This is a genomic window from Gemmatimonadales bacterium, from assembly GCA_036265815.1.
Taxonomy (GTDB): domain Bacteria; phylum Gemmatimonadota; class Gemmatimonadetes; order Gemmatimonadales; family GWC2-71-9; genus CAVVWJ01.
In genome coordinates, this window is the sequence record DATAOI010000021.1 from 1 (window position 1) to 26,936 (window position 26,936).

The 26,936-nt window shown below is 70.3% G+C and carries 24 protein-coding genes; 4 read left to right on the forward strand and 20 right to left on the reverse strand.

Annotated features, from left to right (window positions below; all coding sequences use genetic code 11):
* Positions 1-160: 160 nt before the first annotated feature.
* The 3 genes from VHR41_02960 to VHR41_02970 form a co-directional block, all read right to left on the reverse strand.
* A complete protein-coding gene (locus VHR41_02960) occupies positions 161-3,277 on the reverse strand; it encodes an Ig-like domain repeat protein (GenBank protein HEX3233130.1) in 3,117 nt (1,038 codons plus the stop codon).
* A gap of 154 nt (positions 3,278-3,431) precedes the next feature.
* Positions 3,432-4,172 carry an Ig-like domain-containing protein gene (locus VHR41_02965; protein HEX3233131.1) on the reverse strand — a complete coding sequence of 247 codons (741 nt, stop codon included), beginning with the start codon at positions 4,170-4,172 and terminating at the stop codon, positions 3,432-3,434.
* Between the two features lie 42 nt (positions 4,173-4,214).
* Positions 4,215-4,820 (reverse strand): hypothetical protein, encoded by a 606-nt coding sequence (locus VHR41_02970; protein HEX3233132.1) that lies wholly within the window; start codon positions 4,818-4,820, stop codon positions 4,215-4,217.
* A gap of 160 nt (positions 4,821-4,980) precedes the next feature.
* Between VHR41_02970 and VHR41_02975 the strand changes: the two genes are divergently transcribed.
* On the forward strand, positions 4,981-5,649 hold the full coding sequence (locus VHR41_02975) for an SURF1 family protein (GenBank protein HEX3233133.1): 669 nt from the start codon (positions 4,981-4,983) through the stop codon (positions 5,647-5,649).
* Between the two features lie 3 nt (positions 5,650-5,652).
* Here the strand turns inward: VHR41_02975 and VHR41_02980 are convergent, their stop codons facing one another.
* From VHR41_02980 to VHR41_03050, 15 genes are all read right to left on the reverse strand, one after another.
* Positions 5,653-6,939 (reverse strand): dipeptidase, encoded by a 1,287-nt coding sequence (locus VHR41_02980; protein HEX3233134.1) that lies wholly within the window; start codon positions 6,937-6,939, stop codon positions 5,653-5,655.
* A gap of 23 nt (positions 6,940-6,962) precedes the next feature.
* Entirely contained in the window at positions 6,963-7,310 is a 348-nt protein-coding gene (locus VHR41_02985; protein ID HEX3233135.1) for a YkgJ family cysteine cluster protein, read from the reverse strand.
* 70 nt (positions 7,311-7,380) lie between these two features.
* The gene (locus VHR41_02990; protein HEX3233136.1) at positions 7,381-10,062 is read right to left on the reverse strand and encodes a glycoside hydrolase family 38 C-terminal domain-containing protein; all 2,682 of its coding nucleotides are present in this window, start codon (positions 10,060-10,062) and stop codon (positions 7,381-7,383) included.
* Complete coding sequence (locus VHR41_02995; GenBank protein HEX3233137.1) at positions 10,059-10,355, reverse strand: hypothetical protein; 297 nt, start codon at positions 10,353-10,355, stop codon at positions 10,059-10,061. The genes VHR41_02990 and VHR41_02995 overlap by 4 nt, the downstream gene beginning before the upstream one ends.
* A 15-nt stretch (positions 10,356-10,370) precedes the next feature.
* Entirely contained in the window at positions 10,371-10,535 is a 165-nt protein-coding gene (locus VHR41_03000; GenBank protein ID HEX3233138.1) for a hypothetical protein, read from the reverse strand.
* Positions 10,536-10,586: 51 nt separating this feature from the next.
* The gene (locus VHR41_03005; GenBank protein ID HEX3233139.1) at positions 10,587-11,741 is read right to left on the reverse strand and encodes an enolase C-terminal domain-like protein; all 1,155 of its coding nucleotides are present in this window, start codon (positions 11,739-11,741) and stop codon (positions 10,587-10,589) included.
* Between the two features lie 6 nt (positions 11,742-11,747).
* Positions 11,748-12,878 (reverse strand): hypothetical protein, encoded by a 1,131-nt coding sequence (locus VHR41_03010; protein HEX3233140.1) that lies wholly within the window; start codon positions 12,876-12,878, stop codon positions 11,748-11,750.
* Positions 12,856-13,773 (reverse strand): dihydrodipicolinate synthase family protein, encoded by a 918-nt coding sequence (locus tag VHR41_03015; protein ID HEX3233141.1) that lies wholly within the window; start codon positions 13,771-13,773, stop codon positions 12,856-12,858. The genes VHR41_03010 and VHR41_03015 overlap by 23 nt, the downstream gene beginning before the upstream one ends.
* Positions 13,745-14,521, reverse strand: a complete 777-nt coding sequence (locus VHR41_03020) for a hypothetical protein (protein ID HEX3233142.1) — start codon at positions 14,519-14,521, stop codon at positions 13,745-13,747. Before VHR41_03020 ends, VHR41_03015 begins: the two co-directional genes overlap by 29 nt.
* Positions 14,521-15,321 (reverse strand): amidohydrolase family protein, encoded by an 801-nt coding sequence (locus VHR41_03025; GenBank protein ID HEX3233143.1) that lies wholly within the window; start codon positions 15,319-15,321, stop codon positions 14,521-14,523. The genes VHR41_03020 and VHR41_03025 overlap by 1 nt, the downstream gene beginning before the upstream one ends.
* A 6-nt stretch (positions 15,322-15,327) precedes the next feature.
* Positions 15,328-15,513 carry a hypothetical protein gene (locus VHR41_03030; protein HEX3233144.1) on the reverse strand — a complete coding sequence of 62 codons (186 nt, stop codon included), beginning with the start codon at positions 15,511-15,513 and terminating at the stop codon, positions 15,328-15,330.
* Positions 15,514-15,596: 83 nt separating this feature from the next.
* Positions 15,597-16,760 carry an aminotransferase class III-fold pyridoxal phosphate-dependent enzyme gene (locus VHR41_03035; protein ID HEX3233145.1) on the reverse strand — a complete coding sequence of 388 codons (1,164 nt, stop codon included), beginning with the start codon at positions 16,758-16,760 and terminating at the stop codon, positions 15,597-15,599.
* Entirely contained in the window at positions 16,757-19,492 is a 2,736-nt protein-coding gene (locus VHR41_03040; protein ID HEX3233146.1) for a heparinase II/III family protein, read from the reverse strand. The genes VHR41_03035 and VHR41_03040 overlap by 4 nt, the downstream gene beginning before the upstream one ends.
* Complete coding sequence (locus VHR41_03045) at positions 19,486-20,484, reverse strand: hypothetical protein (GenBank protein ID HEX3233147.1); 999 nt, start codon at positions 20,482-20,484, stop codon at positions 19,486-19,488. Before VHR41_03045 ends, VHR41_03040 begins: the two co-directional genes overlap by 7 nt.
* The gene (locus VHR41_03050) at positions 20,481-21,908 is read right to left on the reverse strand and encodes an ABC transporter substrate-binding protein (protein ID HEX3233148.1); all 1,428 of its coding nucleotides are present in this window, start codon (positions 21,906-21,908) and stop codon (positions 20,481-20,483) included. The genes VHR41_03045 and VHR41_03050 overlap by 4 nt, the downstream gene beginning before the upstream one ends.
* Positions 21,909-21,930: 22 nt before the next feature.
* On the opposite strand from VHR41_03050, the gene VHR41_03055 reads away from it, so the two are divergent.
* From VHR41_03055 to arsN2, 3 genes are read left to right on the forward strand one after another with little or no spacing between them, the layout of a single operon-like run.
* Positions 21,931-22,884: an ABC transporter permease gene (locus VHR41_03055; GenBank protein ID HEX3233149.1), complete on the forward strand. Its 954-nt coding sequence runs from the start codon at positions 21,931-21,933 to the stop codon at positions 22,882-22,884.
* Entirely contained in the window at positions 22,881-23,747 is an 867-nt protein-coding gene (locus tag VHR41_03060; protein HEX3233150.1) for an ABC transporter permease, read from the forward strand. Before VHR41_03055 ends, VHR41_03060 begins: the two co-directional genes overlap by 4 nt.
* Positions 23,748-23,751: 4 nt before the next feature.
* Positions 23,752-24,213, forward strand: a complete 462-nt coding sequence (gene arsN2, locus VHR41_03065) for an arsenic resistance N-acetyltransferase ArsN2 (protein ID HEX3233151.1) — start codon at positions 23,752-23,754, stop codon at positions 24,211-24,213.
* Here the strand turns inward: arsN2 and VHR41_03070 are convergent.
* Both VHR41_03070 and VHR41_03075 read right to left on the reverse strand, forming a co-directional pair.
* Positions 24,210-24,743, reverse strand: a complete 534-nt coding sequence (locus VHR41_03070; GenBank protein HEX3233152.1) for a DUF6438 domain-containing protein — start codon at positions 24,741-24,743, stop codon at positions 24,210-24,212. The genes arsN2 and VHR41_03070 overlap by 4 nt on opposite strands.
* Positions 24,743-26,932, reverse strand: coding sequence for a hypothetical protein (locus VHR41_03075; protein HEX3233153.1), 2,190 nt, complete (start codon positions 26,930-26,932; stop codon positions 24,743-24,745). The genes VHR41_03070 and VHR41_03075 overlap by 1 nt, the downstream gene beginning before the upstream one ends.
* Positions 26,933-26,936 lie beyond the last annotated feature (4 nt).

Below are 26,936 nucleotides of genomic sequence, written 5' to 3' on the forward strand. Positions count from 1 at the left end.
ATCGCGACCTTGGCCGGCTGTCCCTCGTTGCCCAGCACGAGGTCGCTCCCGCCGCAGCCCACCGCGGAGAGCAGGGTCAGGGACGTGACCAGACGACGGATGAGGCGCACTGACACCGTACCCGTGAGCGTGAGCGAGGAAAAGGGAGCCCCGAAGCTTATCAAGTGCCGATCCCGATGTCGATCTTGAACGTCTGAAAGTCGCTCACGTCCACGCCCCCGTTGGCCGTTCCACCGGTGTCTTGCACCCGGACCGAGACCGTGACACTGACCGGAGAGACCAGGAGGACGCTGGGGGTGTACGTCAGAGTTCCGGTGGCGCTGATCGAGGGGGTTACCAGGAAGGCGGCGTCGTTGTCAGTTGAGGTCTCGAAGGAGAGGGTCTGTCCCGACTCGTCGGCCGGCCCTGGGCTCAGCCCGGTGGCCCAGCCCAGGATCGTCTGGATCCCGCTCAAGCTCCCCACGCTCTGATCGGCTCCCTTGATGAAGCTGGGCGCGTCGTTCACCGGGGACACGGTGATGGTGACCGTGGCCGTGTTGGAAGTGAGCGAGCCGTTGTTGGTCCGATAGGTGAAGCTGTCGGTGCCGTTGAAGTTGGCGGCCGGCGCATAATCGAACGACCCATCGCCATGCAGCGCGAAGCTGCTCGCGTTCGACGGTCCGGCCACCAGCTCGGCGGTCACCCCGCTGCTCGGCGTGTCGTTCTGGAGCAGGCCCGTCCCGGCGTCGACGCTCAGCGACCCGTCCTCGTCCACGCCGAAAGCGTCATTCGTCGCCGCCGGGGCTGCGGCCACCACCTGGGTGATGTCGCTGGAGGTGCTCCCCGCGAAGTTGGTCGAGCCGAGATAGACCGCCGTGATGCTGTGGCTGCCGCTGGCCAGGCTGGTGGTGGAGAGCGTGGCCACGCCACTCCCGTTCAAGGCGCTGTTGCTGCCGATCTGATTCGCCCCATCGAAGAACCGCACTTGCCCCGTCGGCGTGCCCGCGCCTGGCGCGGTCACCGTCACGGTGGCGGTGAAGGTCACGCTCTCGCCCGGATCGGTCGACAGGTCGGACGAGACCACCGTGGTCGAGGTGGCAGCCTGGTTGACCTGGTGAGCCAGGTTACCGGAGGGGTCGGAGTTGAAATCGGCGCTGCCGGCGTAGGTCGCCACGTAGTTCCTGCTGCCGACCGCCGTGGGCACCAGCGAGCAGCTCCCGACCGTGGCGTCGGCCTGGCAGCTCACCGCGCCGCCGCCGCCAGTCCCGGCGACCGTGACCAGCCCCGTCGGAGTTCCGGAGCCGGGCCCGTTCACAGTGACCGTGAAGCTGAACGTGACCGGCTCGCCGAAGACCGAAGGGTCGGGATCGTCCTGGATGAGCTGGGCCGTGGTGTTCGCCTTGTTCACCTGATGGGTGCTGGAGGCCGAGACGCTGCTGGCGAAGTTGGCGTCGCCAGCGTAGCTCGCCGTCAGCGAACGGGTCCCGGCGGTGGTGAAGGTAAGCGTGCAGCTCCCGGCCGCGACACTCGCGGAGCAACTGGTACCCGCACCGTCGCTCACCGTGACCGTGCCGGTCGGGGTGCCGCCGCCGGCGGTGGGAGTCACCGAATACGTCGTGGTCACCGCCTGGCCGGTCACCGATGTCGCCGGGGTGTCTCCATCCAGCGTGGTGGTCGTCCCCGACTTGCCGATGTCGAAGGCATCGCTGACGGCGTTGCTCAGGCCCGAGGCATGCGCGGTCAGCTTGAGGCCGGAGCCCGCTTGGTTGATGGAAAGCCCCGGGAAGACGGCAACGCCGGCAATCGCGTTCACCGCTCCTCCTCCCACCAGCGTTCCACCGACGGAGGAGGTCAGGGTGATGGCATTGGTGGCGGTGGGGACCAGCAGCCCCTGCGCGTCCCGCACCGAGACCTCGACCGCCGGCGTGATCGTCTCTCCCACGCCGGCGCTGCTCGGTTGCACATCGAACGCGAGCTTGGCCGGCGCGCCAACCGTGGCGGTGGAAGTGAAGCTCACCGGCGAGCCAGTGAGCCCGGCGACCGCCGCAGTCGTGCCGTAGGTGCCCGGGACGAGCCCCAGCGTCCGGCTCACCTGGGCGATGCCGCTCGCATTGGTGTTCGAGGTCGGAGCGGACACGGAACCACTGTCAGCGGTCCAGGTGACCGACACGTTGGCGACGGGATTGTTGTTACCATCCGTGACCTTCACGGAGAGCGGGAGCGCCAGCGTGGATCCGACCGGTGCCGACTGATTGTCGCCGCCGTTCAGGACGATCTTCGTCGGCACGTCCGACGTGGCCATCGCGGTGAACGGCACCGAGGGTACGCCGGAGAACACGGCGTTCAGCAGATTCGAGCCGGCCGCCGGGCCGAGGGTCCAATGGGTCGAGGCATAGCCGTTCGCGGTCGTGGTGCTGTTGAGCGGCGTCACGGAGCCGCCCTGGCCCAAGGGTATGACCCAGGTTACGGCCTTGCCGCCCACGCCGTTCCCGTTGTCATCCACCAACCGGACCATCAGCGAATCCGCCAAGGGGAACCCGGCCGGCGCCGTCTGCCCATCGCCCGCCACGTAGACCAGCGAGGTCGGGTTGGCGGCCTCCGCCGTGCTGGTGAAGGTGACCGGCGAGCCGGCCAGCCCATCGACCGTCGCCGCCGCCGTCTGGGTGCCGGCTGAGCTCCCGAGCACCCGCTCGGCCGCCGCCAGGCCATCCGCGCCGGTGGTGACAGTCGCCGGGGTGATCGACCCACTGGACACCGTCCACAGCACCTCGACGCCGGCAACGGGGTTCCCCACCGCGTCGCTCACCTTGACCACGAGGGAATCGGGAAGCGCCGAGCGGACGGCGGCGGTCTGATTGTCACCGCTCACCTGGGAGAGCGCCGAGCCGGCCCCGGTCATTGCGGTGGCCTTGAGGTCAACCGCGACCGTGCCGGTGACGCCGCCGCCGAACGCACGCGCCTGAACCCGCTGCTCGCCCGCGGGCGCCCCCAGCGTCCAGGAGAACGAGGCCTTCCCAGCGGCGTCGGTGAACGCGGTGTCGGGGGTGACACTCCCCGCGCCGCTCTTGACCTCGAAGACGACACCTTGGCCTTCGACCGGCCGGTTGCCCGGGTCGGTGACCAGGACCACCACCGGCTGCTCCAGGGTCGATCCTGCCGGAGCCTGCTGATTGTTCCCGGCGAACGCCGCAATGTTGGAGGCGTCTCCGTTTCCCGGCAGTGCCAGGCCATCGCCGCCGCAACCGTAAGCAGCGGTGGCGAGGCCGATCGCGAGCAGGGACGCGAGACGACGAGTCATGGGCACCGGTGATCGGGTTGAATGATGGACGACAGTCCCGAAACAAGCAGATTACGTGCCTTGCTCTGGACTGCCAATTGCGTTTTAAGTGTCTAAATTACAATAATTTGGAAGTGCAATCGGGAACAGTGTGGCGCGCGCGCAACAACAAGGGTCAGAACAGGACCGTTGCCGTGAAGGTCAGCGGGGAGCCGGTGGCCCCCTCGACCGCCGCGGAGGCCCGTTGCAGCCCGATACCAGGTCCCAAGGTCCAGGCCACCGAGGTGGTCCCGTCCGATCCCGTCGCAGTCTCCTCCGCACTCAGTGATCCGCCCCCACTGGTCACGCTCCAGTGGACCGCCGCGCCGGGCACCGGATTGCCGAACCGGTCGACCACGGCCACCACGAGCGGATCGTCGAGCTGGTGCTCCCGGCGGCCGAACTGATTCTGGGGACTGACGGCACGCACGGTATCAGGGGGCCCCGCATGAGCAGTGGCAGCGAAGGGGATGCTCGGCGGCGCGGTGGAGTCGGTGGTCACCAGGCGTGCCTCGCCCTGGTATTCACCGGGCCTGGTTCCCAGCACCCAACGCGCGGAGGCCTGTCCCTCGGAGCTGGTGATGGCCGTGTCGGGGTCGATGGTGCCAGCCGACGGATCCGAGAGCACGAAGGCAACCCGTCTCCCTCCGATCGGCTGGCCGGCCTGGGTGGCCACCTTCACGACCACCAGCCTGGGTAGCGGCTCACCCACGACTCCGGTCTGCGTCCGTCCGTCCACGATCGAGAGGTCGATCCCGTTACCGGACGCATCCGGCAGCGTCAGGTCGCCGCCGCAGCCCAGGCCGCAGCCCAGGAGGACGGCGAGAGCGACCGGGAGGAAGCCGCGTCGGGACACCAGCGGGACGGCCTGACTCATCGATCGCCGATCATGAAGGGGTATGCCGCGTAGGATAGGCAGCTAGCGACCCGACTGGAAGAGGATGCCCAGGCCGAAGTTGACCAGCCGCTCGTGGTAGCGGTCACCGACGCGTCCGGTGTAGCGATGGCCGACCAGGTCGATGGCCGGATTGAGATACACTCGCCGGCCGACCCGGAGCTCCCACCCCGCGCCGACCAGTCCGGCGAACCCGGTATCTCCCACGTCGAATCCGTTGCGAAAGTCCACCGCGTTCCGGCCCACCCCGAGTCCGCCCTTGAGATAGAGTCCCGCCGTCGAGAGCGGATAGGCCTGCGCGATGAAGAGAAAGCTGCTGAGCGAGGCGGTCTGATCCCCCTGGTCGTCGATCCAGGAGAGGAGCTCTCCTCCGAGGCGGAGATGCTGATTGACGGTGCCGCCGAGGCGGACCGAGATGGTCGGCTTGTAGAGCTCGTCACTGTAGCCGACGCCGTCGAGGAGGTCGAATGCCTCTCCCCCGGCGCCGAGCCCGACACCGCCCCAGAAGCCGGCCCGTCCGCCGCGCGCCACCTCGACCAGGCCGCGGGGGGCGGCCTGCGACCAGCCATCGCCCGGCCCCAGGAGCACGATCGTCGCCGCCAGCGTGAAGCCCCGCCAGATGGTCAGCATACATCGCCTCGCCGCAGTTAAGTTGTCCGCTGGTCCGCTGTGGACCTTCCGGCGCGTGGCAAGGACCGGACCGCGGCGGGAATGCCCGAATCCGCGGGTCGGGGCTGAGCGTCGTCCCTTATCGCGTACAGTCATGTCACCCTGGGCTCGACGCCTGCTCATGGCACTGTTGCTGGTGCTGGCTGCCGGATTCGCCAGGCTGGGCATCTGGCAGCTCTCCCGCCTGCACCAGCGCCGCGGCGCCAATCGGATCACCCTGGCCGCGCGGAGCGCGGCTCCGGTGCGGCTGCCCGGCCCGGCGCTCCGCCGGCCGGACACGCTGGCGGAGCATCGGTTGATCGCCCGGGGGCGCTACGACCACGATCACGACATCGTGCTTCGCGGAGAGGCGCTGCAGGGCGTGCCCGGCGTTCACCTGGTGACGCCGCTCAGGATGGCGGGAACCGATACGGCCCTGCTGGTCGATCGGGGATTCGTCCCGGCGCCCGATGCGGTGAGCGTTCAGCCGGAGCGCCTGCGGGAACCAGGAGAGATCGTGGCGGAAGGCACGGCGGTTCCGGTGGGCACCGGAGGCGGGAAGCCGATCGTTCACGCGGGCCGCACCACCTGGGCCCGGCTCGACCTGCCCGCGCTGCGCTCGCAGCTCCCCTACCCCGTGTTGCCGGTCTATCTCAGGCAGACTCCCGGCCCCGGCGTCCCGAGCTTTCCCCGACGACTTGAGCCGCCACCGATCGACGAGGGACCCCACTTGAGCTACGCGATCCAGTGGTTCCTCTTCGCCGGGCTGGCAGCGGCGTTCGCCTTTCTGGTGGTGGGCCGGCAGACCTGAACGTCAGGTAGCCGGGCGGGTCTGCCGTCCGTCCAGGGCCTCGATGGTGGCGGTCGAGGGCGGCCGGCTCCGCTGCAGCCGCGCAGCCGTCGCCTCCGCCTGATGCAGCACCCGCAGCAAGTTGCCTCCCGCCAGCTTCTTGAGATCGCCGTCGCTCCAGCCCCGCCGGATCAGCTCCGCGAACAATTGGGGAAAGGTGGACGTGTCCTCCAGCCCCACCGGGCCCCCCTCCATCCCGTCGAAGTCGCTCCCGATGCCGACGTGGTCCACGCCCGCGACCGCCCGCACATGGTCGATGTGGTCGGCTACCTGGGCCAGGGTGGCGGTGGGGCTCGGGTGCGCCGTCTTCCACGCCTCCCACTGGCGGGTCTGTTCCGCCGTGTCGGTGACGGCGGCTTTGATCTGCGTGAGCTGGCTGTCCGACCGCGCTTCCCACGCGGCGACAGCGGTGGAGATGAAACCGGGGACAAAGGTCACCATCACGACGCCGCCGTTCTTGGGCAGCCGGGCGAGGATGGAATCGGGCACGTTGCGCGGGTGGTCCACCAGCGCGCGCGCGGCCGAGTGGGAGAAGATCACCGGCGCCTCGGCGACATCGAGGGTATTGCTCATCACTCCCGGCGAGACGTGCGAGAGGTCGACCAGCATGCCGAGCCGGTTCATCTCCCGGACCACCTCCCGCCCGAAGTTGGTGAGTCCGCCGTGGCGGGCCGTGTCCAGCGCGGCGTCGGCCCAGTCCAGGGTGACGTTGTGGGTCAGGGTCATGTAGCGGGCGCCCAGCGTGTAGTAGGACCGGAGCGCACCGAGCGAGTTCTCGATCGCGTGGCCGCCCTCCATTCCCAGAAGCGAGGCCAGCCGGCCGCGCTTGAAGTCCCGCTCGATGTCGTCGGCCGTGAGTGCCAGCGCGAGACGGTCAGGATAGCTGGCGATCATCCGGCGAGCGATGTCGAACTGCTCCAGCTGCACCCGGGCGAAGCCGCTGTCCTTGATCTCGCCCGGAATGTAGATCGACCAGAACTGGGCGCCGACCTCGCCCTGCTTGAGCCGGCCCAGGTCGGTGTGCTTGGGGGCCCGCTGCCGGAGATCGTACGCCGCCACGTCCCGCGGCGCCGTCTTGGAGACCCGGATCTCCCAGGGGAGGTCGTTGTGCCCATCGATGAGCGGGGCGGAGTGCAGCAACTTCCGAGCGTGCTCCAGCGCCCGGTCGGGCGACGTTTGGGCAGACATGGGCAATGGAGTGAAGGCCAGAAAGGCTGCTGCGAGGATGACGGTGGGCGAGCCCAGCTTCATGTGAAGGACCTCGAGGTAGGTGATCAGCGCCGACCCAACTGCACCAGCTCCGGCCGCGCGAGGAACTCCCCGCAGATGGTCCGGTCGTATTCGTAGGGACCGCCGGTCTCCGCGTCGGTCCAGGGAAAGCCGCGGCAGACGGCGGGGTAGTAGCTCTCCGCGTGGATGGTGCACACGTTCTCCCGGAGGAACACGCAGCGCTTTCCGCGGACCCGAGTGCGCCACTCGCCCCAGCGGCTGCGGTAAACCTTCGCGGCGCCGTGGTGCCGGATGATCGCGGCGGCCTCCTGGTCACTCAGGGTGACACCGTAGGCGCAACAGGAGGATTGATGGGGACAGGGATAACACGGCAGCGATGGAAAATCGCGCATGCGAGAAGTTAGCGGGGCGCCCGCGCCGGTGGCAGGGTCACCCGCCCCGAGGCGCTGGCCGGCGACCCGATCAGCTCGGAGACAACGAAACCACTATCGTGACGATCGCCCGGGGGGCCGCGGTGAAGCGGACACCGCGGCGGTCGGCATCGAGCGTCAGCTCCATCGGATCGCCCTGTTCGTCGGCGCGCACCCGCTGGGCGCGGACCGCGGCCCAGGGGAGGCGCCACCCGCCCTCGCTCGGCAGGTCCGACCCGTTGTAGCAGCGGAGCACGATCCCGCCGCCGGAGTCCGCCGGCTTGAGTGCCGAGAAGACCAGGCCCGCTCCCTCCAGCTCGAGTGCGCCGGTGGAGGGGCGAAGCGGGATGGCCTGGCGCAGCCAGACGGCGCGCGGGGGCAGGAAGACATCCTCCCAGAGCCGGGCTAGCGTGGCGCCGTTCTCCAGGTCCCCCGCACCGACGGCCTGCAGCGCGAGCTGGACCCGGTGGCAGCCCTGCTCCTGAGCCTCGGGTGTCGGCGTGGGCCAGCCCGCGTGGCCCTGCCGGGTGGGGAGATCGTCGCGGGAAAGCTGGCCGATGGCACGGAACAGGGTGATGACGAGATCGCCGCGGGCGGTGTGCTCGTACTCGAAGAACCCGGGCGCGAACAGCGCGAGACCCCGGCCGCCGATTGCGGTGGCCACGAACCGCTGAGCGGGAGCCGTCGCCACTGGGGTCTCCCGCGGGTAGCGTCGCTGGTTCGGCTGCACCGGCCGGCGCTCGACATGCCCGAAGGCGGCCCCGGCCACGGCGCTCTGCCCGGGCACTCCGGAGGGGCAACGCACCCGCACGCGATGATCGAGCGCCTGATTATCGAGCTCGAGGGTACAACGGAGCGCCGGGCTCTCCGTGTGGACGGACAGAACCAGTCGCACACCGACCCGACCCGTGGCCAGCTTCAGCACTCCCCGGACTTCCAGGGCACCCACCAGCGGACCACTGGCGAGCACGCGAACCTCGGGTGGCCGTTGCAGGGAACGGATCCGATCTCCAGCCGGCGCCGCGTAGCTGTAGGTATCCCCCACGTCCCCACCCGACTCCAGCGCGAAGAGCCCGGTGAAGCGCTGACCCGTGGCGCGGTCATGCAGACCAACCGATCCATCGGGACCGACCGCGATCTCGATCAGGCCGTTGTCCAGACCGCGCTCGGTGGCGCCGACGCCCGGCCGCGCCGGCTCCAGCGCCTCCGGCCCTGCCGGCGCCAGCTCCGCGAGCCCGAACCCGCTGAGACGCGGCGCGATCAGCGCCACCCGGGTGACCTCCACTTCATCCTGGTCGGGATAATGCCGCGCCGAGTCCAGCCGCTCCTGGGCAGCGTACCTCCCCAGCTCCTGCATCTGGAGGGGACCCGCGGGGCCCATCAGCCGAAGCGGGACTGCAGCGCTCCCCGTCCTCGGGCTCCGGTCACCGGGCGGGCCGATCAGGACGTCGCACCGGAACGAGGTGAGCTCGGCGATGACGACGCCCTCCCGTTCACGGGGAACCGGATTCCAGATCACCAGCCGTGGCGCTGTCTGCTCGGGGTGATCCCGGGCCTGATCGGGGTTGTCGCCGGCCAGAGCGCCGAGGGCGGAGCCGGCGATCTCCCGCGCCAGGCTCTCCGCGTCCTCCATCCGGATCAGCACCCGGCGGGCAACCTCATCCGAGGTGCAGCCGCCGATGGAGTCGTGGAACTGAGATCGCACCAGCGTGCGCCAGGCGTGTCGCAGCAGGGGACCGCGGTCGCCGAGGCCGGCACCCGCCGCCAGTGCCGCGAGGGGCTCGGCCACCCGCTCCAGCCATAGCTCGGCTTCGGCGTGCCGTCGCTTGAGCGAGGCGCGCGTTCCCTGCACGCCTTGCAGCGTCCAGGTGTAGCCGTAAGACCAGCGGAGCTCGCCGGTCAGCTCAGGCAAAGGGCCGGCCTCCTCGGCCGCAGCGATCAGGAAGTCATCCAGCCGGGAGACCCGCACATCTGCCTCCCGCTCCAGCCCGGACAGGCCCTCGCGGAGGCCACCCACCTGGGGGTGGGCGGCGTGATGATCGGCGCCCACGAACACGGCCACCTGGGAGGTGACGGCGCGGGCGGTGAGCGCCGCTCGCAGGCGCGGCCACGCCTGGGCCAGGGAGACGGTGTCGGCCGGTAGCGCGGCGCCGACCTCGTATCCGTCGGGCGGCAGGTGATAGAGCAACACCGAGCGGCCATCCGGTGCGCGCCAGCGGTAGAGATCGCCATCCTGCCCCGCCTCGCCGCCCAGCCCCCGCCAGAGGACGCCGTAGCCGATGCCGAACTCCGCGGCCAGCGCGGGCCAGGCCGCGGGATGTCCGAAGGCGTCGGGCGAGTAGAGCACATCGCTCCGGCCACCCAGGTGTGCCGCATCGAGCTGGCCCAGGAGAAGGTTCCGCACCAGCGATTCACCGGACGGCACTAGCTCGTCGGCCAGGACGTACCAGGGACCAAGCTGCAGTCGTCCGGCGCGAACCAGGGCCCGCACCCGCTCGGTCTGCTCCGGCCGCACGCCGAGGTAGTCGTCGACCAGCACCGTCTGGCCGTCCAGCAGGAAGCTGCGGAAGGCGGGCTGCCGCTCGAGGCGATCGATCAGGTCATCCAGCATCGGAACCAGGCGGGCGAGAAACGCCGCCCGCGGGAGATACCATTCCCGGTCCCAATGGGTGTGGGGGATGAGAAGGAAGGTGAGGCGGGAGCTCGAGCGGACCGGAACGGACGCGGAGGTCACTCGTAGTCGACGAAGGGCTCGGTCAGCAGTCGAGCCCCGCGCGGGCGGTACTCGAACACATGGGTGAGCCGGAGAGCGCCCTCGAGCCGCTCGACCCGGGTTTCCGCCAGGGACAGATCGGGCAGATCGGCCAGTCCGAGCTGGTTGAGCCGTTCGGCTTCGCGGAGGCAGACGTCCCCGGGCGTCGGCCGGCTGGCAGGATAGGCGTCCTCATGGTGCCGGATCAGTCGGTCCCAATGCTCGTCGCCCGCGCGCTCCACCGCGGCCCGCACGTCCTCACGCGTAAACGGCACCGATCTGCCCGTCCATCAGCCGTTCGATGATCTGAATGCCCATCGCGCCACCAGCAGGGCGAAGAGGCCGACCAGGAGATACCGCATGACCGACCAGTCCACGCCCTGCCCCAGCGACTGGAGGTCGGTGGCGAACCCATGAAGGCCGTTGCTCGCGAGCAGCATGGCGTATTCGACCACGGTCCCTCCCGAAGAGGCCTCCCGCTAGTGTACGCCCGGGAAACGGCATCGTCAACGCGGGCTCCCGGCGTCGACCGTCAGGAGCCGGCGGCTGGCGGCCTGGAACCGGTCCCGGTCCAGGAGCCCGGCGATCGATTGTGCAGGCACCTGCATCCAGCCGTCGGTGGACATCGTCAGCTCGATCACGTCGAGGCCGGGGCCGAACCAGCGGGCGCTGGGCTCTAGGTCCGACGGGTAGACGAAGCCGGGGAGGCTGGCCGCCGCCAGGGCCGCCTGGGAGCCGAGCCCCGACTCGGGCATCGTCCCGGCCCAGAGCGCCGCATTGACCGTGCCGGCCGTCCGCACGATCCGGCAGACCTCAGACAACCCTCCCACCCGGTGCACCTTCACATTCCAGGTCCTCGGCCCGTCGAGCGCGACCAGCTGGCGGGCTGCCCGGGCATCTCGCAGCGTCTCGTCGACGCAGACCGGCGTCCGGAGCACTCGAGAAAGCTGGACGTGACCCACCAAGTCGTCCGGAGGAAGCGGCTGCTCGAAGTAGAGCAGCCCGGCGTCATCCAGCGAGCGCAGGGCCGCTTCGTGCTCCGGCCATTCGTAGCCGCCGTTGGCATCGACCGTGAGTGGCAGCCCGGTGCCGGCCAGGACCTGCCGGGCAGCGCCCACGGGCGCCGAGTCCCAGCCGGGCGCCACCTTGATCTTGACCCGCCGGTACCCCTTGGCCACCGCAGCCTCGATCCAACGCTGCAGGGTGCGAGTCAAGCGATCCTGCGGAATGCCGAGCGCGACACCGCACGGAATGGCGGGCGCGGGTGCGAGACCGAGCCGCTCGCCCAGCAGCGCGGCGAGACCGCTGCCCCGGCGATGCGCCTCCAGGTCCCATGCCGCCGTCTCCAGCGCCGCGCGAGCGAACGGATTGCCGCGTACGCCGGCCCGGAGCGATACATCCACCGCCTCGGGCCCGGCGAGCTCCTGGCCAAGCAGCCGGGGAATGAGCAGCTCGGTCAGCAGCAGCCGCGCGCCTCCCAGCGTCTCCTCCGAGTAGAACGGCAGCTCGAAGGGGGGCGACTCGCCGTAGCCGACGTGGCCGTCTTCGTCGTGCAGCGCGACCACGAGAGAGCGGCGTTCCGTCATCGTTCCGCCGGAGATGATGAACGGCTCCACCAGGGGCAGCGTCACCTGGTACAGCTCGATACGATCGATTCGCACAGGGACTCAGGCCGGGTAGACAACATCGAGGAAGCGCAGCTCTCCGCCCCGCCGCTCCAGCCGCCCCTCGGCCTCCAGCGCGAGCATGCCGGCCACCAGACCGTCCTCCGGGTGGAAGAGCAGCGCATGCAGCGCGCGCTGGGTTCGAGTACCCTCAACCGCCGGGTACTGCGAGAGGGGAAGCTGGAAGAAGGTGTGGAGCTCGACGCTCTCGCAGCCGAGCCGAGCGTAGTCCAGCAGCATCCGGCCGGAACAGATGTTTCCGGTGCCGACCAGCGGCGGTCCCGGGCGCCGCTGCCGCGCGGTCTCGAGCACGTGAAGGTTGCGATCGCTCAGGTCATACCCGCCGTAGGCCACGGCCCGGGTGGAGTCCCACAGCCGATTGAAGCAGACCAGCGCGTCCGCGTCGCCGCAGGCATCCAGCATCTCCAGCTGGAAGGCCTCATCGAAGCGCGCGTTCATCAGCTTGACCGCGAGCCGCACCTTGGCCCCGGCGCGAATCTGCCCAGGTACCTCGCGGAGCCAGCGCAGCACCTGGGGCCGCTCGTCGGCGAGGGAGTCGCCGGCAAGCGTGGGAGAGAAGTCCTTCTCCAGCGGCAGCTCCGTGCCGCCCCACGCCGCGGCGAGTCGCTCGGTGGTGTAGCGATACTCGGCCTCCCGGAACGGCTCGTCCAGTCGGGGGAGGTGGTACTTCGCCGAGGGCACGACGACCATTCCGCCGGCGCGGGTGAGGTCCGCCGCGAGCCGCACCAGCACCAGGTACTCGTCGAACGAGCGGTCCCAGCCCCGCCCCTTCCAGGTGACCGTCCAGCCGTCGCGGCCGGTGCTCGAGACCCGGGGCTCCACCCGCATCCGGGTCTCGTGCACTGCCCAGGCGCCCATCGAGCGCTCTCCCGCAGGATCCTCGGCGATCACGGTCTTGAGCACCACGAATGCCAGTCCGGCCGCGCGATCGACCTCGAGCTGTTCGGCATTGAGCGACAGTTGCCCGGAGCCTTTGCCGACGGGGTGTGGCAGGGAATACCCCAGATACCGGGCGCTCAGGTCGATGCGATATGCCTCCCGGATGTGTGCGGCGGGATCGGCGGGCGGCTCGCGCCCGAAGCGCTCGAAGTCACGCCGCAGTTGTCCGAGCATCCCGCACCGTCTGTTCCACCAGGGCGCGCTCCACTGCCGGCAGCGGGGGTCCCCAGGGGTCGTCGCAGGACTCGGGCGGCAGGGCGCCATCGGCGGCCGCGGCCCAGAGCATCCGGCGGATGTACCCCTCCATCGGCGCGATGAAGGTGGTCTGGGCGAAACGGTCGCAGAGCGCGGAGAGGGCCACGAATCGGGCCCAGTCCTTCGCCGCGCAGGCACGGAGCAGATCCACCTGCAGGTCGGGCAGCGCCGCGCCCATCCCCACCAGCGCCGCGCGCGCGCCGAGCAGGAGCGAATAGCCCAGGAATCGATCCTCGCCGGTGATGAGCAGCTTGTCGGGGTGCCGCTGCATCAGTGCGGCGATCCGCTGGAAGGTCATCACCGAATCGAGCGTGGCGACCTTGATGCCGAGTACCTCGGGGAGATCGAGAATGGCATCGAGCGTCGCGTCGTCGTAAGCGACGCCGCCGGCGGCCTCGTAGAGATAGAAGGCGATCACCGGCAGCTCGCGGCTCAGGCGCAGATGATGAGCCACCGGATCGTGCCGCTCGGGAAATGCGAGCAGCGCGTCGGCCCGACCCCGGCGCGCCTCGATGGCCATGCCGATGTCGCGCGCGCCCGCGACGAGCACGCGATCGGGCAGCGCCTCCCGCCAGGCGTCGAGCACCAGGCGGCGCTGTTCCGGCAGCAGGTGAGGGCCGCGTCCGGTGTGCGCCCAGACCGCCACCCCGGCCACCGGCTGCGCGGCCATCCAGCCGGCGTAGCGTCGCTGGGCTCCCTGGTCCAGCTCGCTGCCCCGGAAGGGCACGGGCACCGCGGGGATGAGGCCCCAGGCGAGCCGCTCGGTCAGTGCGGCCACGGCCGGGTCAGGGCCGGGCTCGAAGCGAGCCGGCATTGCCACCCTCGATGGCGGCACGCTGCTCCGCGCCGAGCTCGAGCAGGTCGAGCTTGGCCCCCGCGTTCTCGGGCAGGCGAAGCGGCTGCCCGGTGCCGAGGACGAAGCGGTCGACGCCGACCGTCCGGAGCAGCGTCTGGAGGTGATCCTCCGGCGGTCCCCAGAGCCAACAGATATCCCACCAGATCCTCGCCGCTTCCGCGGGGGTAGAGCCGAAATGCACCTCCTCGACGAACGGGCGATCGGCATGGGTGACCAGCAGCCGAACACCCGGGTCGCTTCGGACGAGGGCGCGGACGGCGGCGGCCGGCAGTTCGGCCGCTCGGTCGTTGGGGTGGCGCTGACGGGCATCCTCCAGCCGAACGGCCAGCACCAGCGGCAGGCCGGCGGCAGCACAAGCAGCGGCGAGGGCCCGCATCTCCAGACCAGCCGGGTCCATGCCGTAGAAGGTGGGATCGGCGCGCACCGCGGGGGCGCCGACGTCCCGGGCTCGGGCGAGTGCTTCCTCCCAGTGGGCCAGCCCGGGGTGAACGGCCGGCACCGGCCGGAGCCGTGGGAGCCGCCGAGCGGACTCGAGCAGCCACGCATTGCCTTCGTTGGGGTCCCGCCAGAAGATGCCCGGCAGATGGGTGATCCAGGCTTCGTCGAGCTCCACCCGGTCCATCGCCGCGAGCAGGGCCTCGGGCGAGGTACCGGGCACGCGACGGAACGGGTAGGCGCCCACGAAGGCGTTGACGTCGATGCGCATCAGTCGCTCGGGAAGGCGCCCGCGGGGAAGATGCGCGCGGCGTTCCGCCAGCCGACCAGCTGGAGCTCGTCGGGCGAGAGCAGATGGGCCAGGTAGCGGAGCTTGGCCCAGCCGGTCTCGATGGTGAGATCGCACCCCCAGAGCAGGCGCTCCACCCCGACGGCCGCGATGCAGGCCTCGAGCATCCCGCCGTCGACTCCGCTGCCGGAGAGGTCCACCAGAATGTTGGGGAGATCGCGGATCACCGGGAGCGAGTGGAGCCAGTCCCCTCCGCCGCCGATGTGGGCCAGGAGAAACGGAACCGCCGGGTGCCGCCGGGCGAGGTCCGCCAGCTCGCGGGCATCGGACGCCTCCTGCCCCGGGTAGTCGCGCCGGCGATGCTGCCAGATGTGGTGCAGCACCGGGACCCCCCGCTCCGCGGCGGCTCGACAGATCGGATCCAGCAGCGGGTGATCGGCCCGGCGGCTCGCGGCCAGCTTGATACCGATCATGCCCGCATCGAGACAGCGCTCGATCTCGCCCAGCGACTCCGCGGTGTAGTTGGGGTTGACGGTCACGTAGCCGCGGATGCGGCCCGGGTGCTCGCGCCCGATCGCGAGCAGAAAATCGTTGGCGTAGCGCAGGTCGGGGAGCGAGGGAAAGTAGGTGGGAGAGGTGTGGCCCCAGCTCCCCAGGATCGAGGCGACGTGGATGGTGATGCCCACGCGCTCGCCCGCGCGGAGCCGGCTGGCGTTGCGCTCTCGCCAGTCGGCCCGCGGGGTGCGGTCGTGCAGGAAGTGCGCGTGAACGTCGATCAACATCTCCCGCTATTCCTCCTCGGGCTGTTCCTCCTCGGGCTCCTCCTCCTGGTCCGCGGCATCGTCGGTGCGGATCGCGTCCTCATCCTCGTCGTGCAGGCTCAGGTCGGTCTCCTCTTCCAGCTCCTCTTCCAGCGCTCCATCCTCGTCGTCGATATCGTCCACGTCATCGATGGTCGGTTTTCTGGGTGACATGTCGCCTCCGGTCCCCTTTGCTGGTGCCCCGCCGGTACACCGCGTGCCAGTCACGCGATCCCGGCCCGGGAAATCTAGGCGGATCAGCCCATGGTCGAGAGGGCCTCCTCCAGACGCTCGAGCGTGCTATCGATGATGGCTTCGTCGTGCGCCAGCGAGACGAAGTTGTAGGCCGAACGCTTGAAGAGCAGGCCGCGATGGGCGGCAGCGGCGGCCAGGCGCCGGGAGGCGGTGTCGTCGCGGAACTGGAGGAAGCACATCTCGGGCAGTCCTCCGACGCCGGTGACCACGGCCGGGTGCCGGACCGCGAGCCGTTCCAGGCCCGCCAGCAATCGGCCGCCCACCCGCGAGAGGTGACGGGGAACGTCGCGGGCCACCATCTCCGCGAGCGTCGCGCGCGCCGCCGCCAGCGCCACCCATTCGGTGGCCAGCGTCGACGAGATCCAGGTATGCGCGATGCTGGCCATCACCGCGGCGCGTCCGCCGACCACCGCGAGCGGAAAGCCGTTCGCGATTGCCTTGCCCAGCACGGCGAGGTCGGGCGCGATGCCGAAGCGCTCGGTCCCGCCCCCGACAGCCAGACGGCAGACCGTCTTGATCTCATCGACCACCAGGAGCGCGCCCGCCCGGGTGGTCTCCTCCCGAAGCACAGCCAGCCATTCGGGGTCGGGCTCCCGCACGATGACCGGCTCGAACACCACGGCGGCCAGCCGGTCGCCGGCCGCGCGGATCAGCTCCCTGGTGCGAGTCGGGTCGTTGAATGGGAGGGCGCCGTAGAGCGCGTGGGTGCCGGCCGGCACTCCGGCCGACTCGACACCCTGGCACCAGTCGAGCCATCCGTGGTATCCGCATCCGAGCACGTATTCGCGGCCGGTCGCGGCACGGGCCAGTCGCACGGCCGCCGCCATCGCCTCGGCGCCGGTCTTGAGGAAGCGGGACTGCTCCATCCATGGCAGATGCCGGCGCAGCGCGGCCGCCACTTCCTCTTCCAGCACCGGTGGGAGCGGGCCGACCACTCCAGACTCCACCGCTTCGACGGCCGCGCGGGTCACGGCCGGGTGCCCGTACCCCAGCGCCACGGCGCCGAGACCCATGATGTAGTCGACGTACTCGCGTCCCTCCGCATCCCAGACCCGGCAGCCGGCGGAGCGCGTCATGCGCGATGGGAGCCCCGGGCCGGGGGCCCCGAACAGCGCCTCAGGCCGCTTGCTCACCGTGGAGGTGAAGCCCGCGATGGGTCCGGTCATTCGAGCTCCAGCACTCCGAAGGCCGTCTCCGGCTGGCGGTCGCCCCGGAGGTAGACCCAACCCCCGCCGCCGCTCCAGACCAGCTGCCCGGCGCGCCGGAGCCGCCCCGGCCGCATCTCGTTCACCAGCAGATCGAACGGAATCCGGTCTCCGCCGCGCACCCGCCAGTCGGCGACGCTGATTCCGAGGGTTATCGAGTACCCGGTCTCGGTCCCCTGCCAGCCACCGTCCACCATCTCCGGAGCGCCCGCGTAGCCGCTGACCGGATGGACCCTGATCGCGCCGTCCTCGTCGCCCGGCACCACCAGAAATCCGTAGACCGGCCCATCGCGATCGGGGCGCAGGTAAACCTGGACACCGTCGGCGTGGATGTCATCGAGCTCGTTATCGAGCCGAAGCGGCGGCGAGTCCGGGGCACGGATGATCACCTCCGACTTGACCACCTCGATACCGAGATAGAGCGCGGACTCGTCCCAATTGGCCAACACCGTGGCGGACAGCTCCTCCGGGCCGGGGTACGGCTCCTCGCTTCGACGGTATTGGTCCTCGTAGTCGAGGGCCATCGGCTCGGTCGGCGTGAAGCCCTCCAGCGTGCCGTCGAGCGCGGGCGGCTCCGGCACGTGCGCGGCGACTCCATGCGCCACCAGCGGCCGGTCGGGATTGATCAGCGGCTTGGAGACGACCGGCGGGCGACGGCCGCCGGCCAGGTGGAGCGGGCCGGCCTCGAGCGTCATCTCCCAGCCGTCGCTCACCGGCAAGTGGCTGTCCACCCCTTCGGCGTGCTCGACCTGCACCAGCTCACCCTCGACCCTCAACGCCTGAACCAGCGCGGCCCCTGCGGCCGGCTCGAGCACCGCGACCAGCCGAGCGTTGCGTCCCTGGGTGCGCACGAGATAGAAAGTCTGCCGCGCGGCCTGTCCCGGACGCCCGGGGCCCACCGCTCGAAGGAGCTGGCCACCATCGAGGTGCAGGCGGAGCGTGATCGCGGCCGACCCGGGTGCACTGGCGCGGAGAACCACCGCATCCGCTGTGTCGCCGGTGAACCGCTCGGGCGAGCTCACGAATTCGTCGGCGAGCTGATCCGGCGCCCAGCCACCGGCGGTGAGGACCTCCACCGTTCCGTCGAGATGCCAGGGAACCTCGAGGAGGTGCTCCTCATCCGCGCTCAGGTCCAGCAGGTCGAGCAGGTAGTGCGGACCGCTCACCAGCGTGCGCGAGAGCGCTCCGTAGCTGCCACGAGCCCAGGACCAGTCGCCCTGGACATCGAAGTTGGTGCAACGCGCGTCGACCGGAGGTTGGGAAACGCCATCCAGCCGGGGCGCGTTGTGTGCCAGGGTGGAGCGGTACCAGAAGAGGTCGCGATCGACGTACGATCCGGTTCCCGGATCTGCCAGCCAGTGGCAGCCGCCGGCGTGCAGGGTCAGATGGAGCCGATCGGGGTGTCCATGACCTCCGCCGTATGCGCCGCACTCGAGGCTGGTGTAGCGATCGCCCTCCCGCAGCACGGCCAGCCCCTGCTGTTCCAGCAGCACGGACCCCGGTGCCCACCGACCCTCCACCTCGGGCATGGCAGGCATCATCTCCAGCAGCGACCACCAAGAGAGATCGGCGCGCGTGCGCGGCCGATCGGGGGGCGGCTCATCCATCTCATGCAGGTACGAGTCGAACGGCTGGGCCGGAGGCGCGGGCACCGAGTAGAGCTCGCGGAGCCATCCCCAGAGGTCCGAGTCGGTGCGGCCCAGACGGGCGAGACCTACCTCCCAGAGCTCCAGGTACATCGGCTGTGCCAGTGAGACGCCGAAGCGCGAATCCTTCCGGGCCGGAAAGGTATGGTCGGGAAGCGCCGTGACCGCCGGGGCGCGAAGCGCGGCGTGAAGCCGGAGGGCGAGTCGCTCGTCGGCGAGCAGATCGACGCCGGTCCACCGGGCCCACCCCAGCGCGAGGAGCTGGCCCCGTAGGGCGAACAGATGGTAGTTCTCCCCCTCGAACCACATGCCGTCGTCTCGAAATCCCTGGAGCAGGTGGGCCAGGATGCCGGTGGGGCCTTCGACGGTGCGGGTGGCGAGCTCCTCGTCCTCGAACCAGACCGCCGCGGCCGTCAGCGCCGCGTTGTGCCAGGTCTGCCGGTTGGAGAGGCCCTCGTCGAACTCGCCGATCAGGTTGGCGGCCTCGTCGGCGACCTGGTTCACCCCCTCCGCCGCTTCCGGGGAGAGCTGACCGCTCTCGCGCAGCAGCACCGCCGCCGAGAGATAGTCAGTGAGCCAGATCGACTCCAGGTAGGTCGAAAAGAAGAGCCGGCCGGGGCCGAGCACGTTGTCCCGGTTGGGGAACTCCAGGTAGGCGCCGGCATAGTCGATGAGGATCGCCTGGGCCGTGCCGGCCGCCGCCTGGTGATCGGCGAGCGATGCCAGCGTCGCGAGCGTTGCCGCCCGCTCGGCCAGCCAGAGATGCTGGTAGCGCGCCCAAGCGAGGTCGTGCCGCTCACCGGTGAACTCGCACCCGCAGCGGGGACACCGGTGAACCGATGGGCTCCATGGGTCGAAGCGTAGCGGGCTCCGGTCCTGGGGACAGAAGCCGCCGTCGGTGGAGAGGAGCGCCTTGGCCCGGGGCGCCGGCGGACGCCGGGCCAGCAGCGGGGCGGCACGTTCGGCAAGCCGCCTGATCAGCGCCGACAGGTCGGGCGATGGGCCCAGCGCCTCGCGTCGGACCGACAGCTCCGCGGCGGTCAGCACGGGTGGACGCCCTCCTCGGCCCAGCGCAACGGCAGCCGCGTCATGCCCAACGCGCGCGCGGCCTCGGCGGCAGGCCGAAGATCCTCATCGCCCAGCAGGAAGAACATCGAACCCCCGGCACCGGAGCCGGCCGCTTTCCCCCCGAGCGCACCAGCCTCGACCATCGCCCGCTCGAGCCGGGACATGAGCGGGGTGCACATGGCCGGATCGAGCGCCTGTTGGTGCAGCCAGTTCCGGGAGAGGAGCTCACCGATTCGGGGCAGATCGCCGGACCGGAGCGCCTCCGGCATCCGCTCGGCGGCCGTCCGGAGGCCATCCAGCGCGCCCGCGATGGCGGGTTCGCCGCGCTCGTACGCCTGCATGACCCGGTCGATGGTGGCCCCGGAGAAGCGGGACGCGCCGGTGTAGAAGAGCAGCATCCGCCGCTCCAGCTCCGCGGCCACATCAGCGGGCACGGCCACCTGCTCGACCGCCACCGTCGGGTCGCGGAACTCGAGCCGGAGGAATCCGCCGAACGCCGCGGCGAACTGATCCTGGCGGCCGCCGGGAATGCCCGCCTCCGCCGCCTCCAGATGACAGGCCAGCTCGGCGATGCGCCGGCGGTCGGGGAGCTCGCCCCTGACGTGGCTGAGCGCCGTCACCAATGCCACGTCGAGGGCGCCGGAGCTGCCGAGCCCCGAGCCCGGCGGTGCATCGGAGCGGGTGATCAGGGTGCAGGGGCCCACCGGAAGCATCCGCAGCCCGGCCGCGAGCAAGGGCAGCGATCCTCGCGAAGGAATCATCGCGGCATCGGACACCTCGATCTCCTGCCCCAGGTCCTCAGCCACCAGCCGGTAGCTGGCGCCGCCTGGTCGGACCTCCGCATGGGCATAGAGCTGGACGGCGGCAGACACCACCAACCCGCCTTCTCGCGCCGAGTAGGGCGGCACGTCGGTCCAGCCCCCGGCGAGGTCGAGCCGGACCGGTGCCGCCGCCCGGACCGGCTCGATCACGGCGCCACCCACCAGTCGTGTACCGTTGCCAGCTCTCCCCGCAGATCCATCGTCACCCCATGTACTCGCCGGTTCATGCCCTGGAGCCCGCGCGCGTGGTAGAGGAATGCCACCGGCACCGAGTCCGCGAACCATCGCTGCGCGGCCGCGGGATCGGCCGGGGCCGTCCGGCCGGCCAGCTCCGCCAACGGCCGCAGGTAGCCCAGCCCGAGGTCGCCCGGCACGCCCAGCACCGCGGCCTCGAAGTCGTGCGCCGGACCGTAGACCCGGGCGAGAAAGGCGGTGAGCTCGAGCTGGCGGATGGTGACCTCGAATCCCTCCGTGGCCAGACGGCTCTGGATCATCTGCTCCATCGGTGCTTCTCCGCTGCCGACCGTCAACAGCTCGAAACCGATCGCGGCACCGCTCCGGGCCGGCGGCGCACCGTCTGCCGCAGGGATGGGAAGATAGCCGGGCACTTCGGGAGGAACCGGCCCTTCGGCGGGAGTGCCGAAGCCGTAGAGGTAGCCGTCGACGATCTCCCGGCGGTCGATACCCCGATTCAGCCGGCGGCGCACCCCGATGGCGTCGAACGGACCGCGCCGAGTGTTGAGCACGAGGCCATAGGTCATGAGAATCGGATAACTCAGGACGGCGAGCGCGGAATCCCGGCGGACGAAGTCGGCGTGCGCCGGCTGGATGCCCGCGAAATCGAGCTCGCCCGCCGCGAGCGCGGCCAGCTTGGTGGTCGGCTCGTCGACCACGACGAGGATGAAGCGCCGAAGCCGGGGCGGACCGCCCAGGCGCGCCGGGAAATCGGGGTTGGCCGCGAAGACCCACCGGCGATTGGCCTCGTGCGCCACGAAGCGAAAGGGACCATTGCCCACCGGGGCCGTGTTCCAGGCGGCCTGCCGCAGGCGGTCGTGCGGCACCGTGTCCAGCAGGTGGGCCGGGAGGATCGCGAGGTCGGTGAGCACGTCGGGAAAGCGGGACTGGGGCGTCGTGAACCGGAGGACCACGGTCGAATCGTCGGGCGCGATGACCGAGTCGACGCCGGCGAGCTCGCTGCCTCGAGGGTAGCCGGTCGCGGGGTCGGCCGCGGCCCGGAGGGTCCATGCCACGTCAGCCGCGGTCGTCGGGAGCCCGTCGTGCCAGCGCACCGCGGATTCGAGATGAAAGGCGAGCCGACGCCGGTCGGCCGACCAGTCCCAGCTCCGCGCAAGGTAGGGCCGAGGAGCCAGCACGCTGTCGTAGCGGGCCAGTGTCGTCAGCAGCACGTAGCGCTGGACCTGCCGGGCCAGCGGATGCAGCGTGAGCAGGGGGTTGATGCTCTGGAGGTCGGCGCCGGAAGCGAAGAGCACCGTCGCCCCGCGGCGCGACGCCGACGGCTGGCAGGCCGCCAGGGCCAGGCAGATGAGCGGTGACCAGCGCGGGCGACGGGGCACGGCGTAAGGTAAATTGCCCGGCATGTCCCTGCTGGCACGCCGCGCGCTCACCGGCATCAGCGTCATCCTCGGCGTGGTGACCCTGATGTTCTTCCTGCTTCGACTGGCGCCCGGTGACCCCGCCCTGCTCCTGGTGGGACCGGCCGCGACGGCCGAGCAGGTGGCGAGCCAGCGGCACGCATTGGGGCTCGACCGGCCGCTCCCCCTGCAATACGCCGCCTGGCTCAGCCGTTTCGCCCGGGGCGATTGGGGCACCAGCATCGCCACCGGCCGGCCGGTGCGCGCCATGCTGGGCGAGGCGTGGCCCGCCACCGTGCGGCTGGTCGGCATCTCCCTGCTGCTCAGCTACCTGCTCGGCATCGCCGTGGGCGCGGTGCAGGCCACCCGGGGCGGCGGTCTGGATGCCGCGCTCTCCGTGTTGAGCGTCGCGCTCTTCGCGCTGCCGGGCTACTGGCTGGGTCTCATGCTGGTCATGCTCTTCACCTATCAGTTGAAGCTGCTGCCGGCCTTCGGCTCCGCCGGGTTCGATGCGGACTTTCTGACCGGCTGGGAGCGTGAGGCCGACCGGCTCCGCCACCTGGTCCTTCCCCTCGCCACCCTCACGCTGATCGGCATCGGGGGCACGGCGCGGTTCGTTCGGGGCGCCATGCTCGACGTGGCCGGGCTGCCCTATGTCGCCATCGCACGAGCAAAGGGGCTCTCGGAGACGCGCATCGCGCTGCGGCACGTGCTGCGGAACGCGCTCATCCCGGTGCTGACGCTGCTCGGGCTTTCGCTGCCAACCCTGTTCTCAGGCGCGGTCTTCATCGAGGCGATCTTCGCCTGGCCCGGGGTCGGCCGAGTCCTGGTCGAGGGCGTCCAGGCTCGCGACTATCCGGTGGTGATGGCCGCGACCGCGGTGAGCGCAGTGCTGGTGGTGCTGGGGAATCTTCTCGCCGAGCTGCTGGTGAGCTGGGCCGACCCTCGGGTTCGATGAGCGGGTCGCTCCTCCGAGACCGACGGGCTGCCTTCGGCCTGGGCGTGCTCGGCCTCGCGGTGCTGGCCGCGCTCGGTGCGCCGTGGATCGGCGGCGATCCATTCGTCCATCGTGACATCGTGACCACCCGGTTCCTCCCGCCGTTGAGCGCGGACGCAGGGGGCACCCTCCATCTCCTGGGCACCGACCGCTTCGGCCGGGACGTGTGGGCCCGGCTCCTGTTCGGCGCCCGGGTCTCGCTCGGCGTGGGCGCGCTGGCGGTGCTGATCTCGGTGCTGCTCGGCGTGGCGGTCGGCGCACTGGCCGGCTTCTGGCGCGGCTGGGCCGGGGCGGCGTTGCTCGCGCTCACCGACTTCGCCCTGGCCCTCCCCCGGGTCGTCCTCCTGTTGCTGCTCGCTTCGCTGTGGCAGCCGAGCGCCTGGCTGGTGATCGTGGTGCTCGGCGTGACCGGCTGGATGACGATCGCTCGCCTGGTGCATGGAGAAGTGCGGGCCCTCGCGGTCAGACCGTTCGTCGAGAGCGCCGTCGGGCTGGGGGTACCGGGGCCACGAATCCTGCTGCGGCACATCCTGCCGAACGCGCTGACGCCGGTCATCGTGGCGGCCGCATTGGGCCTCGGGAACGCAATTCTGCTCGAGGCCGGCCTCTCCTTTCTCGGTCTCGGCGTGCAGCCGCCGACGCCGTCGTGGGGGAATCTGATCGCCTCCGGGCGGGACACCCTGGTGAACGCGCCGTGGGTCGCCACGGCACCCGGGGTGGCGCTGGTGCTGGTCGTCGTGGCGGCCACGCTGCTGGGGGATGCAGTTCGGGACCGGCTGGATCCGGGGCGGCGGACCCAGACACAGGCCATTGGAAGGATGTGAGACCATGGAGATCCGACCGGCACGTCGGGAGGACCTCGACGCGGTTCGAAGGCTACTGGCGGATGCCGCCTTGCCTCTGGATGGACTGGAGGATCAGTTCGGCAGCGGCTATGCGGTGGCTGTCGAGTCGGGCCGGCTGACGGGCGCGGCCGGCGTGGAGCGGTACGGCCGGTACGGGCTGCTGCGCTCGGTGATCACTGCGCCGGATCGGCGCGGCCGTGGGATCGGTGAGGCTTTAGTGCGCGATCGTTTGGACTGGGCCGGGCAGGAAGGGCTGGAGGAGGTGTACCTCCTGACGACGACGGGGGCGAGCTACTTCCCCAGGCTCGGATTCATGCCGGTGGCGCGCGAGAAAGTGCCGGCGGAGATTCGCGCCTCAGGAGAATTCAGCAGTGTATGCCCGAGCAGTGCGGTGGTGATGCTCTGCCCACTGGGCACGCCTGGCTCTGGAGGAGCCCGGCCCTAGCGTCCCTGCCCGACCCACCGCCGAGTGTTCAGGACCTCATCGATCCTGTCCTCCAACCGGCTCAGGCTCAGGGGCGCGGCGGAGCAGCCTCGGTAATGCTCGATCCGCTTGGTTCGGCCGCCGAGGGTGACCGAGGTGGTGACCGTGGGCAGGTCGGTGGCGGCATTCCCGCAGGCTGGGGACCCGGGCACGTATCGCTCGTCGAAACGGAAATAGCCCCCAGCATCCAGCTCGGCGATCAGGCTGTCCATCCGCGCCTTGGGAATATGCGCGAGGGCGGATCCGAGATGCGAGACGAACGATTTCCCTTGGAAATGTACGGTGCCGTCGGCAGACACGGTGACCCGGTAGACCGGGCAGGCTCCGAAGCAGGGCGTGCGCTCCAGCGTCAGCACCGCGGAATCCGTCGCCGCGGAGTCGGTCGCCGCGGAGGCAGATTGTCCCGCCGACACGGGCACCGGCGCCGGGGGCCGTGGAGCACATCCGGCGAGGCTGCCCGCGAGGATGAGCATGGCGCGGCGCCGCGGCATCAGCGTGGGACCACCACTCTGAGCTGCCGGCTCTGGACGCTGTTGGAGAGCACCAGATCGAGGTCGCTCTTGTCGGTGAAGACTTCGGTGGCACCACCGCGGGCCAGCGACAACACCTCGCCGGTCTTCGCGTCTCGAACCATCACCATCGGATGACGGCTCGCATCCCACCGGAGGGCGACCCGGCCCGGCGCGCTGCGGCGCGCCTCCAGCGACACGGGCGCCGAGCGCATCTGGCGGGTCATCGAGTAGCTGCGCCGGGTCTGCGCCGCCCGCCCCTCGCCCGCCATCCGCAGTGAAGCGATGCGGGTGACGCGCTCCGACGGGAGGGGGATCGCGAAGGAAAAGAGCTGGGCGCCATGCGGATCATCCGCCACCTGCTCCGGGGTGAAGCTCAGGCTGAACACGCGGGATCCGGACTCGTCGGTGCCTTCCACGGTGTAGGGACCGGCGCCGGCCGGCAGGCGGGGGTGGGTCAGGACCTCGAAGGCAGGCTCCAACACCGCCCGGCCATCCACGATCCGGCCCCACACCAGGAGACACGGCTGCGCCGCCTGGACCGAGGCGGACGCCACCGCCGGGCTGGTCGTCAGATAGTCGAGCACGCCGAGATAGGTGTAATCGCTGATCCACTGGTTGTTGCAGTACCCCATCACGTCAGTGGCGGTGGGCGGCTTGAGCGTGGGCGTGGAGGCGGTCACGTCCAAGCCGTAGACCCCGATGGCCGCGTTGGCGTAGGGATAATCCGGGTCGACTCCAGTGGGACCGCCGCAGGGAGCGTGGTTCCTTCCCCAATTGTGTCCCCACTCGTGCGCCGCCACGTTCGCTGCGCTCGGCAGGTAATCCCACCCCATCGCGGCCCTCCCATCCACATACCCGATCCCAGCGACTCCGCTGGTGTAGCCGGGATGGAGCACGCCGAAGTAGTACCGGCTGCTGCCATCGGTGTTCCGCAGCGTGGACAGTTCACTCAGGATGGTGGTCCACGCGTTGTTGGTGTTGTTGGCGTCGACGACCGGCGCGGAGGTGGTGTAAGGCGTGCCCCGGACGTCGGCATCGTACGCGGCAAGAGGATGAATCTTCATTGTGGTGGTGAGGAACTGGTCTTTGTTCGCCGAGGTCACGTTGCCCACCGACCCGTTGCTCTGCTTGATCGGAACCAGGTGGACCCTGAAGGTGGGGGTGGTGCGCACGCTCAAGGCGAGTGCCGTTCCCGACGCGGGGAACACGTTGTCCGTCTCGTTCGATTCGGCGATCGCATTGGTCGGATCGACGTCGGCCAGGATCGAGAGGTTCGGCTGGATCAGCGCCCCGGAGACCGGGATGTTCCAGGAGCTGTTGAGCGTGCCTTCGTCAGGCGACTGGGGCACCGACCCGCTGGGCGCATTGATGGTCACCGTCGAGGTCAGCAGGCCGCTGTTGAAGAAGCGGACCCGAACGGTGGGCCTGGAGGCATTGATCTGGTTGGCGGTGACGAACACCCGGAGATAACCGTCGCGACCCTTCACCAGTGGCACGCTGCCGGAATAGGTCTGCACGCTCTGAGTGAGATACAGGCCGTCGATCCGCAGATTGAGGCTGCCCACCGCTCCCGTGCTGTAGACCACACCGGCCGACGAGGTTGTGTTGCCGGCCACCGCCACGGTCTGGCTGGCGGGAGTGCCGTTGTACTGGGCTCCTCCGGAGGACACCGGCCCGGCGCCGACGACGTAGCTGCCCTGCGCGAGCCCGGTGAGCGTCTGCGTGGCCGTGACGCTTTGGGAGAAGCCGTTGGGCCCGGAGACGGTGACGGCGGCCGCGGTACCGGGCGGCAGTCCCACCACGGTGACGGTGAGGGCGCCGCTGGCGGTGCCATAGCTGACCGAGGCGGTCGAGGGTGTATCGCTCTTGCTCACCGCCACCGACTGCGATGCCGGCGTGGCCACGAAGGCAGTACTCCCGGCAGACACGCTGGAGGCGGCGATGGTATAGGTGCCCGGCGTGAGTGCCGTGAGCGTCTGAGACGCTGCGAGCGGGCGGTTGAAGCCGCCTGGGCCGGTGACCACCAGGTCGGCGGAGGTGCCCGCCGGGAGGCCGCTGACCTGCACGGCCAGGCTGCCGGTGGATGGACCGGTGGGGTCTCCACCGCAGCCCAGGAGCAACGCGAGGAGAAGAGTGGCCGGTCGGATTGGGCTGAATCGGCCGCTCATGAGG